Annotated in this window: 14 protein-coding genes and 1 pseudogene; 1 reads left to right on the top strand and 14 read right to left on the bottom strand. The window is 63.7% G+C overall.

The genetic code is table 11. From position 1 onward, the window contains the following. Positions 1 to 34: 34 nt before the first annotated feature. Both GM79_RS26245 and GM79_RS26240 read right to left on the bottom strand, forming a co-directional pair. Complete coding sequence (locus tag GM79_RS26245; protein WP_035560134.1) at positions 35 to 1,927, bottom strand: efflux RND transporter permease subunit; 1,893 nt, start codon at positions 1,925 to 1,927, stop codon at positions 35 to 37. Beyond that, positions 1,920 to 3,287 (bottom strand): efflux RND transporter permease subunit, encoded by a 1,368-nt coding sequence (locus GM79_RS26240; protein WP_051718528.1) that lies wholly within the window; start codon positions 3,285 to 3,287, stop codon positions 1,920 to 1,922. The genes GM79_RS26245 and GM79_RS26240 overlap by 8 nt, the downstream gene beginning before the upstream one ends. A 96-nt stretch (positions 3,288 to 3,383) precedes the next feature. Between GM79_RS26240 and GM79_RS26460 the strand changes: the two are divergent. Then, positions 3,384 to 3,446: pseudogene (locus tag GM79_RS26460) on the top strand (hypothetical protein); the annotation flags it as partial. Between the two features lies 1 nt (position 3,447). On the opposite strand, the gene GM79_RS25970 reads toward GM79_RS26460, so the two are convergent. The 12 genes from GM79_RS25970 to GM79_RS04810 form a co-directional block, all read right to left on the bottom strand. Continuing rightward, entirely contained in the window at positions 3,448 to 3,843 is a 396-nt protein-coding gene (locus GM79_RS25970) for an HYC_CC_PP family protein (protein ID WP_035560129.1), read from the bottom strand. Positions 3,844 to 3,927: 84 nt separating this feature from the next. Next, positions 3,928 to 4,512 (bottom strand): helix-turn-helix transcriptional regulator, encoded by a 585-nt coding sequence (locus GM79_RS04855; protein ID WP_035560126.1) that lies wholly within the window; start codon positions 4,510 to 4,512, stop codon positions 3,928 to 3,930. Between the two features lie 9 nt (positions 4,513 to 4,521). Then, the gene (locus GM79_RS04850; protein WP_035560123.1) at positions 4,522 to 7,740 is read right to left on the bottom strand and encodes an efflux RND transporter permease subunit; all 3,219 of its coding nucleotides are present in this window, start codon (positions 7,738 to 7,740) and stop codon (positions 4,522 to 4,524) included. Between the two features lie 91 nt (positions 7,741 to 7,831). Next, positions 7,832 to 8,338, bottom strand: coding sequence for a YybH family protein (locus tag GM79_RS04845; protein WP_035560120.1), 507 nt, complete (start codon positions 8,336 to 8,338; stop codon positions 7,832 to 7,834). Positions 8,339 to 8,359: 21 nt separating this feature from the next. After that, positions 8,360 to 9,505 carry an efflux RND transporter periplasmic adaptor subunit gene (locus GM79_RS04840; RefSeq protein ID WP_035560117.1) on the bottom strand — a complete coding sequence of 382 codons (1,146 nt, stop codon included), beginning with the start codon at positions 9,503 to 9,505 and terminating at the stop codon, positions 8,360 to 8,362. Then, the gene (locus GM79_RS04835; protein WP_035560114.1) at positions 9,489 to 10,100 is read right to left on the bottom strand and encodes a hypothetical protein; all 612 of its coding nucleotides are present in this window, start codon (positions 10,098 to 10,100) and stop codon (positions 9,489 to 9,491) included. Before GM79_RS04835 ends, GM79_RS04840 begins: the two co-directional genes overlap by 17 nt. Before the next feature lies 1 nt (position 10,101). Next, positions 10,102 to 11,349 carry a TolC family protein gene (locus GM79_RS04830; RefSeq protein WP_035560112.1) on the bottom strand — a complete coding sequence of 416 codons (1,248 nt, stop codon included), beginning with the start codon at positions 11,347 to 11,349 and terminating at the stop codon, positions 10,102 to 10,104. A 103-nt stretch (positions 11,350 to 11,452) separates the two neighbouring features. Then, positions 11,453 to 12,010: a heavy metal-binding domain-containing protein gene (locus GM79_RS04825; protein ID WP_035560109.1), complete on the bottom strand. Its 558-nt coding sequence runs from the start codon at positions 12,008 to 12,010 to the stop codon at positions 11,453 to 11,455. An 87-nt stretch (positions 12,011 to 12,097) separates the two neighbouring features. Next, a complete protein-coding gene (locus GM79_RS04820; protein ID WP_051718527.1) occupies positions 12,098 to 12,820 on the bottom strand; it encodes a DUF305 domain-containing protein in 723 nt (240 codons plus the stop codon). Positions 12,821 to 12,873: 53 nt separating this feature from the next. After that, complete coding sequence (locus GM79_RS22765) at positions 12,874 to 13,833, bottom strand: heavy metal-binding domain-containing protein (protein ID WP_051718526.1); 960 nt, start codon at positions 13,831 to 13,833, stop codon at positions 12,874 to 12,876. Positions 13,834 to 13,877: 44 nt separating this feature from the next. Beyond that, entirely contained in the window at positions 13,878 to 14,024 is a 147-nt protein-coding gene (locus tag GM79_RS25370) for a hypothetical protein (protein WP_161787121.1), read from the bottom strand. A gap of 131 nt (positions 14,025 to 14,155) precedes the next feature. Then, complete coding sequence (locus tag GM79_RS04810; RefSeq protein ID WP_152559839.1) at positions 14,156 to 14,656, bottom strand: hypothetical protein; 501 nt, start codon at positions 14,654 to 14,656, stop codon at positions 14,156 to 14,158. Positions 14,657 to 14,868 lie beyond the last annotated feature (212 nt).

Raw genomic sequence — 14,868 nt, 5'->3', positions numbered from 1 at the left:
GCGAATGGGACGGAGACTAGGCCCCGTCCGGCGATTAGTGCGAGACTTCAAGGACATCGATTTTTCCGAATTTGCGCAGCTCATACTCCTTGGTATACAGGAAGATGAGCGGCGTGACGAGCAATATGTGGGTGGCCGAGGTGAACACCCCGCCTATCATGGGCAGCACGATGGGCAGCATCACGTCCGAGCCCGTACCCGTGGCCCAGAGCACCGGCACCAGGCCGAACAGCGAGACCGAGACGGTCATCAGCTTGGGCCGCAGGCGCTTGGCCGCGCCGTGAAATACGGCTTCCTGCAGGTCTTCCTTGGTGATGGTTTCCCGGGAGTTGCCCTTCAGCGCCACCAGCTTCTGCATGGCGTCATTCAAGTAGATGACCATGATGACGCCCGTTTCCACGGCCAGCCCGAACAGGGCGATGAAGCCCACGGCCACCGCCACCGACAGGTTCACGCCGTAGAAATACACCATGTAGGCCCCGCCAATCAGGGCGAAGGGAATGGTGATGAGGCTCATAAATGCCTCCCGCACGGAGTGAAACGCGAAGTACAGGGCCCCAAAAATCACCACCAGTACCAGCGGCAGAATCAGCTTAAGGGTGCGCTGCGCGCTAATCAGGTTTTCGTACTGCCCGCTCCACTCCAGGTAGTAGCCCTGGGGGAGCTTGCTTTCCAGGCTCTGTAGCTTTTGCATGGCGGCGTCCACGGTGCTGCCCAGGTCGCGGCCCCGCACGTTGAAGAGCACCGCGCCGCGCAGCTGGGCGTTTTCCGAGCTTATCATGGGCGGGCCCTCGGCGTAGCGGATGGTGGTGACCGCCGACAGCGGCACCGGGCCGTAGCTGGCCGTCTGGATGGGAATGCGCTTGATATCGGCCAGGCTGTTGCGGTAGTCCTGGGCCAGGCGCACGTTGATGGCAAAGCGGCGCCGGCCTTCCACCGTGCTGGCGATGGGGGCCCCGCCGATGGCCGACTCCACGACTTCGTTTACCTGGTCCACGGTGAGGCCGTAGCGGGCCAGCTCGGGGCGATTCATGTCGATTTCCAGGTACTTGCCGCCCGTCACGGGCTCCACGTACAGGTCTTCCACGCCGGGCACGCCTTTGAGGGCGGCGTTCACCTGATTGGCCACGTCGTTGATGGTGTTCAGGTTCTGGCCGTACACCTTCACGCCCACGTCGGTGCGGATGCCGGTGCTCAGCATGTTGATGCGGTTGATGATGGGCTGGGTCCAGCCGTTGACCACGCCCGGAATCTGGAGCTTGCCGTTCATCTCCTCAATCAGCTGGGCCTTGGTCATGCCCGCGCGCCACTGGTCGCGGGGCTTGAGCAGGATGATGGTTTCAATCATGTTGATGGGCGAGTTGTCGGTGGCCGAGCTGGCCCGGCCGGCCTTGCCCAGCACGCTGAGCACCTCGGGCACCTGCTTGATAATCTTGTCCTGCACCTGCAGGATGCGCTTCATCTCCGTGTTTGACACGTCGGGCTGGGCCACGGGCATGAACAGGATGGAGCCCTCGTTGAGCGGTGGCATGAACTCGGTGCCCAGGCTCATGACTAAGGGGATGCTCACCAGCAGGGCCAGCACGTTGATGGCCAGGGTGGTTTTGCGCCAGCGCATCACCCAGTGCAGCATCGGCGAGTACACGCGCTCCAGGAAGCGGTTGAGCGGGTTCTGGTCCTCGGTTTTAAACTTGCCCTTCAGAAAAAAGGAAATCAGCACCGGGGCCAGCGTCACGGCCAGAATGGCGTCGATAATCAGAATAAAGCTCTTGGTGTAGGCCAGCGGGTGGAAGAGCTTGCCCTCCTGCCCGGTGAGCAGAAACACCGGCAAAAAGGAAGTGACGATGATGATGGTCGAGAAGAAGATTCCCCGCGACACCTGCTTGCTGGAGGACTCGATGATTTCGAGCCGCTTTTGGTTATCCATGAGAAACGGGGGTTGAGGTAGAAGGAGCCGGAGCGGATGCGGTGGGCAGGGCGCTTGGCGGCGAGGGGCCGGTGTCCGGTGGGCCGCCCGGGTTCTCCTGGGCCTGGTACTCGGCCAGGTTGCGGTAGGCGTTTTCGGTCATTACGATGCCGTTGTCGACGATGACGCCGATGGCCAGGGCAATGCCGGTGAGCGACATGATGTTGGAGGAAATGTCGAAGGCATTGAGCAGGATGAAGCTCGTGGCGATGGTGATGGGAATCTGAATCAGGATGCTCAGCGCGCTGCGCCAGTGAAAGAGGAACAGCAGCACCACCAGCGACACCACCACCATTTCCTCAATGAGCGTGTGCTTGATGGAATCCACCGAATCCTGAATCAGCCCGCTGCGGTCGTACACCAGTTGAAACGAGACGCCCGGGGGCAGCCCGGCGCGGATTTGCTCCATCTTGGCCTTCACCCGCGTTATCATGGCGTCGGCGTTTTCGCCGTAGCGCATCACCACGATGCCGCCCACGGCCTCGCCCTCGCCGTTGAGGTCCATGATGCCCAGGCGGCTTTCGCCCGTCATCTGCACCGTGGCCACGTCGCGGATGCGCACCGGCGTGGTGCCCTTAGTGATGACCGGCACGTTTTCCAGCGTGGCCATATCCTGGATATAGCCCGTCGTTTTGATGATGTAGCCTACGCCCGACTGCTCGAACTTGCGCCCGCCGGCCTCGTTGTTGTTGCTGCGTACCGCCGCCAGCACCTGCGGCAGCGTGATGCCGTAGTAGGTCATCCTGGTGGGGTCCACCGTCACCTGGTACTGCTTCTGGAAGCCGCCGAAGCTGGCCACCTCGCTCACGCCGGGCACGTTTTGCAGGCCGAACTTCACGTACCAGTCCTGCAGGGCCCGCTGCTCGCCCAGGTCCAGGCCGGGCGCCTTGAGCGTGTACCAGAGCACGTGGCCCACGCCCGTGCCGTCGGGGCCCAGGGTGGGGGTTACTCCAGATGGCAGCAGGCGCTGGGCGTAATTGAGGCGCTCCAGCACCCGCTCGCGGGCCCAGTAAATGTCGGCGTCGTCCTCAAAAATCAGGAACACGAAGCTCATGCCGAACATGGACGTGCCGCGCACGGACTTCACCTTGGGCAGGCCCTGCATGTTGGTCACCAGCGGGTAGGTAACCTGGTCCTCCATGATTTGGGGGCTGCGGCCCATCCACTCGGTGAAGACGATGACCTGGTTTTCGGACAGGTCGGGGATGGCATCGATTTTACTTTCGCGCACCGAGTACGCGCCCCAGGCAAACAAGCCGGCGGCGAGCAGCAGCACGAAGTAGCGGTTCCGCAGGGAAAGAGAAATGAGTCGCTCAATCATAGCTGATTAGCAGCAAGAAGATGGGAAGCGTCACGGCGCCGGAAACCCCAGGCGGGGACATCGGCGGACCTTTTGGCTTGACGCGGGTGCGCCCCGCTGGAAGCAGCACGCACAAAAGCCCCAGCCGACTGGCCGGGGGAAACGGGCATCATTCCACCAACTAAATCAGAAAGGCGTGCCCGCGCACGTAGGCGGGGCACTCGGGCGGCGGGGCCGCGTGCGCTACGAGTTTGCTGGCGGGCTCGTCCGTGGGGTAAGCCAGCTGGGTGAGTTGCCACACCAGCTGCAGTACCGCCGGCGCCGGGGCCACATCTGGCGCCTGCAGCAGGAAGTGAGTGGCCGTGAGCTTGAGGTCTTTGGCAGCACTGACTACTTTCTGGTCGTGGCAGCAGCCGCAGGCGGGCTTGCCGGTGTCTTGGCAGCAGCAGTGTTTGTCAGCGTCGGCGGCCACGGTAACGGCCGTTAGCGCCTGCCCACAGAAGTGCATGCTGTACACCAGCCCGGGGCTGGACAGCAGGTAGCTAAAGAGCAGAAACAGGCTAACGTAGCGTTTCACGGATGGGCTGGAACAGGGCGGATGTTTAAGCAATACGCACTTGGCAAACAGGGGGTTTTAGGGTAGGGCCGTTGGCGGGATGACTCACGGCAGGTTTTTTTCAATTAGTTGGGCGGTGCTGGTGCACTGGCGTCGGTAGTCACTGGGTGAACAGCCGGTTTCCTGCTGGAACTGCCTGGACAAGTGTCCCAGATTGCTGTAGCCAAGCAGGTTGGCAATTCTCCCCACCGGCAGGGTGCCGTCGCGGAGCAGGCAGCGGGCCGCCGTCAGGCGCTGCCGAATGACGTAGTGCTCCAGACTCAGGCCCTCCGTCGCGGAAAACACGTCGCTCAGGTACGCAAAGCGCCGCTGCAGCCGCTCGCTGAGCTGCCGCGAGAAGTAGCCGCTGCGCAGTGCCCCCGGCTCGGTGGCCAGCAGGTGGGCGATAATTTCCTTGATTTGGACGACCAAGCGCTGCTGCGGGGAAAGCTGGTCCATAATTTCAAAGCCTTCCGCTTCCAGGCACTGCTGCAGGCGGGGCCAGTCAATGGTCGCGGAATCGTCCCGCAGCTCAACTTCCCCCAGCTCCACGCGCAGCGGCACCAGGCCCAGCTCCACGAGCTGCTCGCGCACCACCAGGATGCACTTCGAGCAGACCATGTGCCGGATGTAAAGGAGGGTGGAGGCCATGAGCGCGGATTAGCGGGCAGGAAATAAGTCCTGGTCAGCCAGCGGCGTGAGCGGCTGGGCGTCCAGTTCCTGCGGATGTGCGTCAAGTCCCACTTCCCGATGCGAGGCGAAGTATTGCGCCAGGGCCTTCTCCCCCACCAGCCAGAACACCACCGGCGTCACGATGATGTCGAGGAAGGTGGAGCTGAGCAGGCCGCCGAGGATGACGGTGGCCACGGGGTAGAGGATTTCTTTGCCCGGCGCGTCCTTGGCCAGCGTGAGCGGAACCAGCGCCAGGGCGGCCACCAAGGCCGTCATCAGCACCGGCACCAGCCGCTCCAGCGAGCCGCGGATAATCATGGGCATTCCGAACTTCTCCCCTTCGTGCTCCACGAGGTGGATATAGTGCGAAATCATCATGATGCCGTTGCGCGAGGCAATGCCGGTGAGGGTGATGAAGCCCACCAGCGAGGCAATGCTGAACGTGCCGCCGGTGAGCAGCACGGCCACCACCGAGCCGATGAGCGCCAGCGGAATGTTGAGCATAATCTGGCCCACCATCAGCGAGGACTTGAAGTGCGAGAACAGCACTAGGAAGATGCCGGCCAGCGAAAACAGGCTCAGCCACAGAATCTTCTGCGAGGCCGACTGCTGGCTCTCGAACTGCCCGCCGTAGGTGAGGTAGTAGCCCGGCGGCAGCTTCACCTGCTGACTGACTTTGGCCTGAATCTCCTTCACGGTAGAGCCTAAATCCCGCTCGGCCACGTTGAGCGAGATGGTGATGCGGCGCTGGGTGTTTTCGTGGTTGACGGTGTTGGGGCCGGGCTCGTAGAGGATTTCGGCCACCTGGCTCACCGGAATCATGGCGCCGCTGGGCGTTTCGATGCGCGTCTGGCCGATGGCGGCGAGGTCGTTGCGCTGGGCTTCCGGCAGCTTCACCACCAGGTCAAAGCGCTTCTGGCCGTCGAGCATCTGCGAGACTACCGCGCCCTGAAACAGCGTTTCCAGGTCGCGCACCACTTCGCCGCGCGCCATGCCGTAGGCGCGCAGGGCTTCGTCTTTGGGCCGAATGAGCAACTGCGGAATCTGCACTTGCTTCTCCACCTGCAGGTCCACCACGCCGGGCACGGAGCCGGCGGCAGCGCGGATTTCGTTGGCGTAGCGGCGCAGCTCCAGCAGGTCGTTGCCAAAAACCTTGATGGCCACCTGCGCCCGCACCCCGCTCAGCAGGTGGTCGAGGCGGTGGGAAATGGGCTGGCCGATGTTCACGTTCACGCCCGTAATCAGGCTGAGCTTTTCGCGCATGTCGGCCAGAATTTCGTCCCGGCTGCGCATGGTTTTGCCCTCTTTTTCCAGCTCGGCTTCGGTCTTGAAGGCCACCTCGATTTCCGAGTTGTTCACCGACTCGGCGTGCTCGTCCAGCTCGGCGCGGCCGGTGCGGCGGGCGGTGTAGGCCACTTCGGGAATCTTGAGCATCTGCTGCTCGCCCAGCGTGCCCAGGCGGTTCGACTCGGTGAGCGAGGTGCCGGCCGGGGCCGAGAAGTTGACCGTGAGCGAGCCTTCGTTGAAGGGCGGCAGGAACTCGGTGCCGAAGAAGGGCACCAGGGCCGCGGCCATCACAAACAGCAAAGCAGCGGACGTGAGCACCAGCTTCGGGTGCCGCAGGCCCCAGCCCAGCAGGCGGGTGTCCTTTTTCTTGAGCCAGCGCACCAGCCCGCCGTCGGTTTCGGGGTGGTCCATCTGCTTCATGTTGGGCAGCAGGTAGTAGCAGAGCACCGGCGTGACCGTCAGCGACACGAACAGCGAGGCCACGATACTGGTGATGTAAGCAATGCCCAGCGGCGCGAAAATGCGGCCTTCCATGCCTTCCAGGGCAAACAGCGGCAGGAACACCAGCACCACGATGATGGTGGCATACACGATGGAGTTGCGCACTTCCGACGAAGCCGCGTAAATGACGCGCAGCACCGGCTGCGGGTCGGGCCGCTGCTTGTTTTCGCGCAGGCGGCGGTACACGTTTTCCACGTCCACGATGGCGTCGTCAACCAACTCGCCAATGGCAATGGCCAGCCCGCCCAACGTCATGGTGTTGATGCTGATGCCGGCCGCGCGGAACACCAGCGCCGTAACCAGCAACGACAGCGGAATGGCGACCAGCGAAATGAACGTAGTGCGCACGTTCAGCAGGAAGGCAAACAGCACGATGACCACCAGAATAGCCCCGTCGCGCAGGGCCTCTTCCACATTGGAAATCGAGGATTCGATAAACTCGGACTGCTTGAACAAGCGCGTGTTCACCCGCACGTCCTTGGGCAGCGAAGGCTTCAACTCTACCAGCGCCTTTTCCACCGCTTCGGTCAAGCCCACGGTGGCCGCGCCGGGCTGCTTCTCGATGCTCAGAATCACGGCGGGCTGGCCGTTCACGCTGCCGTCGCCGCGCTTGAAGCGGGCCCCGAACTCCACCTTAGCCACGTCGGCCACGCGGATGGGCGACTGCTCGCGGTAACCGACAATGATGTTCTCAATGTCGTCAACCGAACGCAGACGGCCCAGGTTGCGGATGAGGACTTCCGAGCCGTTGCGGTCGAAGAAGTTACCGGTGGTGTTCAGGTTGGATTTCCGCAGAGCCTCTTCCACCTGGTTCACGGTCAGGCCAGTGGCGTTCAGGCGGGGCATATCGAGCAGCACCTGGTATTGCAGGTTGTCGCCGCCAATGGGGATGACCTGGGCCACGCCGGGAATGCTGAGCAGGCGTTGGCGCACGGTGTAGTTGGCCAGCGTGCGCAGGTCGGCGGCGTTCGTCTCTTTCCCGCCCGACAGCCCGACGAGCATAATTTGGCCCATGACCGACGAAATGGGCCCCAGCACCGGCGTCACCCCTTGCGGCAGCTGCTCACCCGTCGTCTGCAGCTTCTCGCTCACAATCTGGCGGGCCGTGAAAATGTCGGTGCCGTAGTCGAACTCCACGAACACCATGCCCAGGCCAATGGCCGAGTTAGAACGCACCGCCGACACGCCGGTGGCCCCGTTCAGGGCCGTTTCCACGGGCAGCGTCACCAGGGCCTCCACTTCCTCGGGGGCCATGCCGGGCGCTTCCAGAAACACGGTCACGCGGGGGCGGTCCAGGTCGGGCAGCACGTCCACCGGCAGTTGGCCCGCGGTGTAGGTGCCGGCAATGATGAGGCCCACGGCAAAGGCCAACATCAGCAGGCGGTTTTGCAGGGCAAAGCGAATGATTTTATCAAGCATCGGTCAACAACAGAGGATGGTAGCCACCGAATCGGCGGCTCGGCAGTAGGGACGGTGCCCGGTTTTCCGCCCGCCAGCGGGGGGCGCTTCTTTATTTTTTGGGCCGGGGGGCGCGGGCCGAGGAGTGCGTGCTCAAAAACTGCCACTGGCCGGCGGCGTTTTTGCGCAGCACCGACGTGGCTACCCCGCGGCGCACGATGGGCGCCTTGGCCTCCTTGTCCTTGGGGTCTTTCTTCAGCCCAATGGTGTAGGTGTAGGTTTCGGTGGCAAAGGCGTAGGGGCCGTCCACCTGCACCGCGGCCTTGTAGTCGCTGAAGGTGAAGGCGCTAAACTCGCTCAATTCGGGGCCGAGGTGGTGGGCCGCGTAGTGTTTGTAGGTGCCCTCCACCCCACCCGACTCAAACACCTGCGAGTTGGCCAGAAACAAGCGGCTGGTGCCGGTGGTGTCCAGCTTCTCGATGGCCTGCTGATACTGGCGCAGCACGTTTTTCACAGCCGTCTCCTCAGCCGACGACGCGGTGGCGGTCTGGGCCCGGGCAGTGGTCGATGTCAGGCCCAGCACGGTGGCCAGGACGGCAAAAGCAGCAAAATTCTTCATGGGAGGTAGCATTTGAGGGAATTATTGGTTGAGGTAAATGGATTTGAGTTGGTAGGTGCCGGCCGTGACGACCCGGTCGTTTTCGTTGACCTGGCCCTGCACCAGCACGGTCTGCTGGCCGTTCACGGCGCCGGGCTGCACGTAGCGAATCTTGAACCGCTCGGGCTCCGTGTGCACGAACACCACGGGCTTGCCGTTGAGGTCGGTGATGGCCGAGGTGGGCACCACCAGCTGCGGGGTGCCGCCGCCGGTCTGGCCCACCACCTGCACGTTCACGGCCTGGCCGGCGCGGTAGGCGCTGCCGGCGGGGGCGTCCAGCTCCAGCACCAGCTGCCGGGCCTGGTTCACGGGGTTGACGATGTTCGAGAATACTACCAGTCGGGCCGGCACGCCGGCCTGGCCCTGCAGGCCCTCCACGCGGAAAACGGCGCCGGGCGTGACCTTGGCCAAATCCTGGGCAAACACCTGAGCTTCCACGCGCAGCTTGCCGGGGTTGATGACCCGGAACAGCTCGTCGCCCTGGCTTACCTGCTGGCCCACGGCGAGGTTAAACACGTCCACCGTGCCGCTCACGGGCGAGGTGATGCTGACGCGGCGCTGGCCGGCCTGGCCATTCTGGATGCCGGCGTTCTGGCGGGCCTGGCGCAGGCGCAGCTCGGCGGCCACCACGTCCTTGCGGGCGGCGATGTCGGCGATGCTTTGCAGGCGGGCGTAGTCCTGCTGGGCGGCGCGCAGCTCGGCCTGGGCGTTGGCCCGCTCGGTGCTGAGGCCGATTTGCTGAGTGGCGTCAAGGGTTTGCTCGATGACGGCCAGCGTCTGGCCGGCGCGCACCGGTTGGCCCACTTGCGCAGCGAGGCTCACGATGCGCCCACTTTGCGGCACCACGATGCGGCCCTCGCCGCCGGCCGCGGCCGATACGGTACCGTAGAGCGTAGCGCGGCTGTAGGTAGTGGAAAAGGCGGCCAGGTTAGTCTGCACCTTAAAGAGGAACTGGCTTTCCTTAGGCAGCAGCACCTCATCGGTCAGGGCCACGCCAGTGCTGGCTTTGGCCTCGCCACCGTGGTCTTCGCCGCCGTGGGCTTGCACCAGGGCCGGGGGCGGCAGCAGTACGGTCAGGACCAAACCGGCCGCAGCCGTCACCGCGAGGAATTTATGCGTGGTTTTCATAGACTGCGGGACTGGAGGTGGAAACAGGAGCGGTAGTGCGCCGGCGGCGCATCAGCAATGCCGCGAGACCAATGCCCAGCGCGAAGGCGCCGACCAGGGCCAGAATGGTTTTCCAAGAGGAGAAAAACGAAGTGCTAACCGCCGGCGCCGTCGCGGCCACGGGCAGCTTCTCCCCTACTTTGATGCCTTCGAGCAGGAGCAAATCGGCCTGCTCGCCGGCCACGATGTTGGCCGTGAAGCTATAAGTTTTGTTGGCCGGAAATTGTCCTTCCACCAGGTACACGCCGGGCTCCTGTTCGGTCACCGCCCACTTCAGATTCGCATCCTCGGGGTTAGTCAGCGTCAGCTTGGCGCCCTTGATGGGGGCGTTGGTGGCGTAATCGGACAGGAACAGGCGCAGGTCGGCGGGTTGGCCGCCTTCCAGCGGCTCGTAGCGCAGCAGCACCTCGAACTGCTCGGAGAGGGCCGCCACCGAAAACGACGTCGCGCCGGCCGCCGTGCCCGCTTTGGCGCCGTCGCCGTGGTCCTCGCCCCCGTGGGCGTAGGCCGGGCCGCTCAGCAGCAGGCCGAGCAGCAAAATCAGGAGTTGTTTCATGTTATGCACCCCGCAGGTAGTTAAGTTCGATGAGGGCCTGACGGTAGTCGCGGATGGTGGTCAGGTAGGTATTCTGAATGGTAAAGGCCTGGTCGAGGCTCTGAATCAACACCAAATAGCTGATTTCGCCGGCCCGGAACAGGCGCTGCGACTGGCTGATAATGGCCCGCGACTGCGCCACGCCGGTCTGCTCGTAGTAGCCGAGCGAAGTTGAAAACTTGCGCGTATCGGCCAGCACCTGCTGGTACTGCGTGTTCAGCTCCAGCCGCTGGGTCTGCAACTGGTAGCCGGCCGCCTGGCTGCGGGCCGTGGCCGCCTGCAGCTGGGCGCGGTAGGTCCAGAACCAGATGGGCACCGACACGCCGAACTGAAAGCGGTACCGAATGGCCGAATTCTCAAAAGCCTGGTTCTGGTAGCCCACCGTGACGGCCGGCGTGCGCCGGGCCCGCACCAGGCTGATGCCCGACTGGCTCAGGGCCACGTTCTGAGTGGCGGCGGCCAGCGTGGGGCTGCGCACGAGGGCGCTGCTGTCTTCGGCGGGCAAGCTGCCCAGCAGCGCGCTGCCCGTCTGGGCCAGCTCGGGGCCGCTGCGGCGCAGGTCGGTGCTGGTGGTGAGAATAGCCATGGGCTGGCCCAGCAGCAAGCCCAGCCGGTGCTGGGCGGCGCGCCGGTCTTCGGTGGCCTGTTGCAGCTGCACCGTCACCTGCCGGGCTTCGGCATCGGTGCTGATGCGCTGCAGGGAGGTCACTTCGCCGGCCGCGAACAGCCGCTCCGTGGCCACCCGCAACGCCTGAAACAGGCTATCCTGGTAGGTGAGCTGGCGCACCTGGGCTTCGGCAAACTGCAGGCTTAAGTAGGCCAAACGAGTGTCGCGCAGCACGCCGGCCCGGTTCACCTCGCGGTTGCGCTCGGCCAGCGTGATGCCGGCCTGCGCCACCTGGCGCTGCCGGCGGTACACGTTGGGCAGGTCGATGGTTTGCGCTACGCCCGGTGCCCACATTTCGCCCGTTGGCGCAAAGAACAGAAAGTCCGGGTTGGCCGGTGCAAACGAGCCCCGCTTCAGGGCCCGCTGCTCCTCGATTTCGCGGTCCGACTGCCGCAGCCGCGGGTGGCGGCGCAGGGTCAGGGCTTCGGCGCTGTCCAGGCTGATGGTGGTTTGGGCGCGCGCGGCTTCGGGGCTTAACCCCAGGAGCACCAGGGCCAGCACCAGCAGGAAACGCGCGCCGCTTGTTATTTTCAGATACTTCATATTGTCAGGTTAGAGCCCGCCAAGGGGCCGCCCATCGTTGCAGCGGCGGACGGCCCGAGACGGAGAGGGCCCGGACGCACTGCGCCCGGAAAACAGGCTCCGCCTACGACTTTTTCACGAGGGCCATGCCGCACTTCGGGCACGCGCCCGGCTTGTCGCTGGCGCTGCCTTCGCACTTCATGGGGCACTCGTAGGCGGCGCCCACGGCCTTGCTGCCCGGGGAGGCCGCGTCCAGTTTGTCAAAGCGGGTATTGATGGCTTTGCCGTCCGCCATCAGGCTGACAATGGCCGTGCGCACTTTCGCGCCGGCCGGCAGCTTGGCCACCAGGTGGTCGTCGCCACCGGCTGCCAGGGTTACGGTGGTGGTTTTGTTGTCAGCGGTTTGCAGCATTACCGTGCCCGAGAGGGACTTATTGGGCACCGGGACCATTTTAGCCGCCAGCAGGTAAATGTGCAGCTCACCGGCTTTCTGGACCAGCTCCATGTGGTAAGGGCTGGCCGAGCGCACCACGCCGCCGTGCGGCGCCACGTGGGCATGGGTTTCGCCGGGGGCCATGTGCGCATCCTGCTTGCCATCGGCGTGAGAATGCTGGGCCTGCGAGGCCAGGGGGGCGAGGGCGAAGAAGGCCGCAGTGGCCAGGGAAATTCCAAAAAGCTTCATGGGAAAAGGGTTATTGTGGGTACTGTGAGGGGTGGAATAATGGGGCCGGCAACGGCCTCTTTCGGGTGTCGCTGCCGGCTCCCGGGGTTACATTTTGTCGGCATTCTTGTCGTGCCAGGCCTTGAATTCGGCGATTTCCTTCTGCTGGGCGTCCACCATCATCTGGGCTATTGCCTTGAGCTTGGTATCCTTGCCGTGGGCCAGCTCGGCCTTGGCCATATCCACGGCGCTCTGGTGGTGGACCGTCATCATCATGTTGAAGTTCATGTCCGGGTCGGCCACCATCTTGGGCATGTTCTGCATCATCCCGTCCATCGACATCTTCATTTTGCTGGTGAAGGGGTCGGCCGGGTCCATGGGCTTGTAATTGCTGGGGGCCGAATCCAGGCGTTCGGCAATGGGGGCCAGTTCGCCCAACTCCTTCTGCTGGTCGGCCTTGATTTTCTCGGCCATCTGCTTCATGGTGGCATCCTTGCCGTCGCGCAGCTCGATGTCGGCCATGGCCACGGCCCCCTGGTGGTGCTCCATCATCATGTGAGCAAAGTCGTGGTCGGTGTTGCCCTTCATCTTCATGGCCTCCATCTTGCCCATCATGTCGTTCATCGACGCCATCAGGGGCGAGGCGCCGGCCATGCCGCCCTCGGCCATTTTAGAGTCGTCCATGCCGGCCATGTCGCCCGAAGTCGTGGCATCGGGCGCGGTCGTTTCGGTGGTGGTGGCCGTGGTATCAGCGGTTTTGTCGCTGCTGCAGCTGCCAAGCAGCAGGGTGCCCGAGCAGAGGGCGGCGAGGAAAAAAGCGGACTTTTTCATGGGTTTGGGGTTGGTTGAGAGTTGGAAAAAGGAATGGATAAACTGCCTGAGGCTTAGCTGGCGGCCGGGCCCTTCACGTTGATGGTAAAGTCGCCGGTGTGAATCTTGCCGGCGTGGTTGAACTGCAGAAATACCCGGTAGAGGCCGGGCTTTTCGAAGTTGGTGTTGAACCCGATGTTGGGCCCCTTGTCGGCCTGGTCGTTAGGATGCACGTGCAGGTAGCGCTCCGTGTCCTCGCTGATGACCACCACGTGGCCCAGCGCCCCGAGGTAATTGTCGAGGTCCGTTACCGGCTGCCCGTCCTTGCTGATGGTGATTTTCATGCCCAGCAGCTGGCCGGTGGTGAGCGGCTTGTCAAGAGCCAGGGTGGCCGCGTAACCATCCTTTTCCCACTGCATGTCGTCGTTCTTAAACTTGACGGGCGCGTAGGCCGGGCCTTTCACCGAAATTGGCTGCCGGCCCAGCTGGTGGCCCGAGCCCGTGGGCGTGTAGTCCTGGAACAGCACGTAGTCGCCGCCCTTGGGGAAGGTGTAGTTCGCCTTGTAATTACCCTGGGCGGTGTACTCGGGGTGCTCGTGGTAGAACTGGCCCAGGTCTTTGCTGACGATGATGAGGTGGATTTTCTTCTCGTGCACCACGGCCAGCGGCACCGGGGCGGCTTCGTTGCCCACTTCCTGGGGTGTGAAGACCAGCTGTGAGGGTTGGCCGGCGGTGAGCTGCATGGGCGCGGGCTCAAACTTCATGGCGTAGGACTTGCCGTTGGCCACCTGGTCGTTGTGTTCGAGCTTCATGCCGCACTTGGGGCACTTCTCCCCTTCCTTGGTGCTGGTCACCTCGGGGTGCATGGGGCAGGCGTAGGTGTGGCCACTGGCGTGGTCGGCGGTGCCCTCGGCCGGGCCGGTGGTGGGCGTGGTCACGGTGTTGGTGGCGCTGCTCGATGCGGAGTCGGATGAGCAGCTGGCCACGGCAAGCAGACTGGCCACAGCCAGCAGCGAAACGGGTAAGCGGAACATAATATGGGGTATGGGTAAGAAAATGGGAGCGCCCCGTGGCCGCCTCAGGACTGCCACTGCTGCCAGAGCACGAAGCCCAGGGCGGCAGCCAGCACGGCGTAGAGCAGGCCCGTGAGCAGGCGGCGGAGCGGGCCGCGGGGTGGCGGGCCGCGGGGTGGCGGGCCGGCGGCCGGTTCGCAACAATTTTTCATTGCGGAGCAGGGTAAACCCGGAAGATGGAGGGGGAGGATAAGCCGGCTTAGGCGGCGCGACAAGCAAACGAAAAGGCCCGCCCCAGACACAGCATAGCTGTGCCGGCGCGAGCCTTAGCGCGTCGGATTACTCAGACAGTCAGCGACTGAATGAAAATGCGGATGTCGGGTATTTTGGGTTTGAGCTGCCGGCGAGCCACCAGCAGCACGGGCCGCGTGCGGTCCCATTGTTGAAAACGAGCCACCAGGGCCAGCGGTGCGGGCGGCAAGGTGACTGGCATGAACGCCATCTTCTCGATGCCGGCTTTCGGCGGATGGGCCAGCGAGGCCCACACAGCGGCGGCGTCGTCCTGGCAGCAGGCCCCTTTAGCGCCGTGCTGGTGCGAACCCGGGGTTTCGCTCTCGTGATGCTGGTGCTTGGCGGTGGCGCCGTGCTCTTTCCCGTGGGGATGCGGCGCCTTGTACTCGTGCTTGTGCACCGGCGTACCGGCCGGGTGCTTGTGCTGATGTCCGGCGACTGGCGCGACCGGCATGGCCAGCGCGCAAACGACCTGCCCAAAGAACACATTGAGGAAGACCACCAGTAAGGAGGCCGCCATCGTGCGTCGGGAATGGGTCTTAAGTCGGAACATTGATACGAATCAACGACAAAATTATTCGAAAGGTTTGAAAGGTCCGCAGCGCAATTGTCCATCCAGTGCTGGCGGGCCCCTGGCGCTGTCTATTCTTAACGCAGCTGAATATGCAGGTTTTAGTACAGTAACCGGTCTTGTAGCTCGGCCACCAGGCCCTTACCCCTTTGTATTGCCACGCTTCCGCTCTGGAAATCTTACAAGGCCAGCAG

Source organism: Hymenobacter sp. IS2118, assembly GCF_000715495.1.
Taxonomy (GTDB): Bacteria; Bacteroidota; Bacteroidia; order Cytophagales; family Hymenobacteraceae; genus Hymenobacter.
The sequence above is the reverse complement of the archived record's forward strand: the minus strand, read 5'-3'. Positions and strand labels throughout refer to the sequence as shown.

Coding starts and splice junctions, on each gene's coding strand:
- GM79_RS26245 (WP_035560134.1), bottom strand. CDS start 1,927: ATGGATAACCAAAAGCGGCTCGAAATCATCGAGTCCTCCAGCAAGCAG.
- GM79_RS26240 (WP_051718528.1), bottom strand. CDS start 3,287: ATGATTGAGCGACTCATTTCTCTTTCCCTGCGGAACCGCTACTTCGTG.
- GM79_RS04855 (WP_035560126.1), bottom strand. CDS start 4,512: ATGGCCTCCACCCTCCTTTACATCCGGCACATGGTCTGCTCGAAGTGC.
- GM79_RS04850 (WP_035560123.1), bottom strand. CDS start 7,740: ATGCTTGATAAAATCATTCGCTTTGCCCTGCAAAACCGCCTGCTGATG.
- GM79_RS04845 (WP_035560120.1), bottom strand. CDS start 8,338: ATGAAGAATTTTGCTGCTTTTGCCGTCCTGGCCACCGTGCTGGGCCTG.
- GM79_RS04840 (WP_035560117.1), bottom strand. CDS start 9,505: ATGAAAACCACGCATAAATTCCTCGCGGTGACGGCTGCGGCCGGTTTG.
- GM79_RS04835 (WP_035560114.1), bottom strand. CDS start 10,100: ATGAAACAACTCCTGATTTTGCTGCTCGGCCTGCTGCTGAGCGGCCCG.
- GM79_RS04830 (WP_035560112.1), bottom strand. CDS start 11,349: ATGAAGTATCTGAAAATAACAAGCGGCGCGCGTTTCCTGCTGGTGCTG.
- GM79_RS04825 (WP_035560109.1), bottom strand. CDS start 12,010: ATGAAGCTTTTTGGAATTTCCCTGGCCACTGCGGCCTTCTTCGCCCTC.
- GM79_RS04820 (WP_051718527.1), bottom strand. CDS start 12,820: ATGAAAAAGTCCGCTTTTTTCCTCGCCGCCCTCTGCTCGGGCACCCTG.
- GM79_RS22765 (WP_051718526.1), bottom strand. CDS start 13,833: ATGTTCCGCTTACCCGTTTCGCTGCTGGCTGTGGCCAGTCTGCTTGCC.
- GM79_RS25370 (WP_161787121.1), bottom strand. CDS start 14,024: ATGAAAAATTGTTGCGAACCGGCCGCCGGCCCGCCACCCCGCGGCCCG.
- GM79_RS04810 (WP_152559839.1), bottom strand. CDS start 14,656: ATGTTCCGACTTAAGACCCATTCCCGACGCACGATGGCGGCCTCCTTA.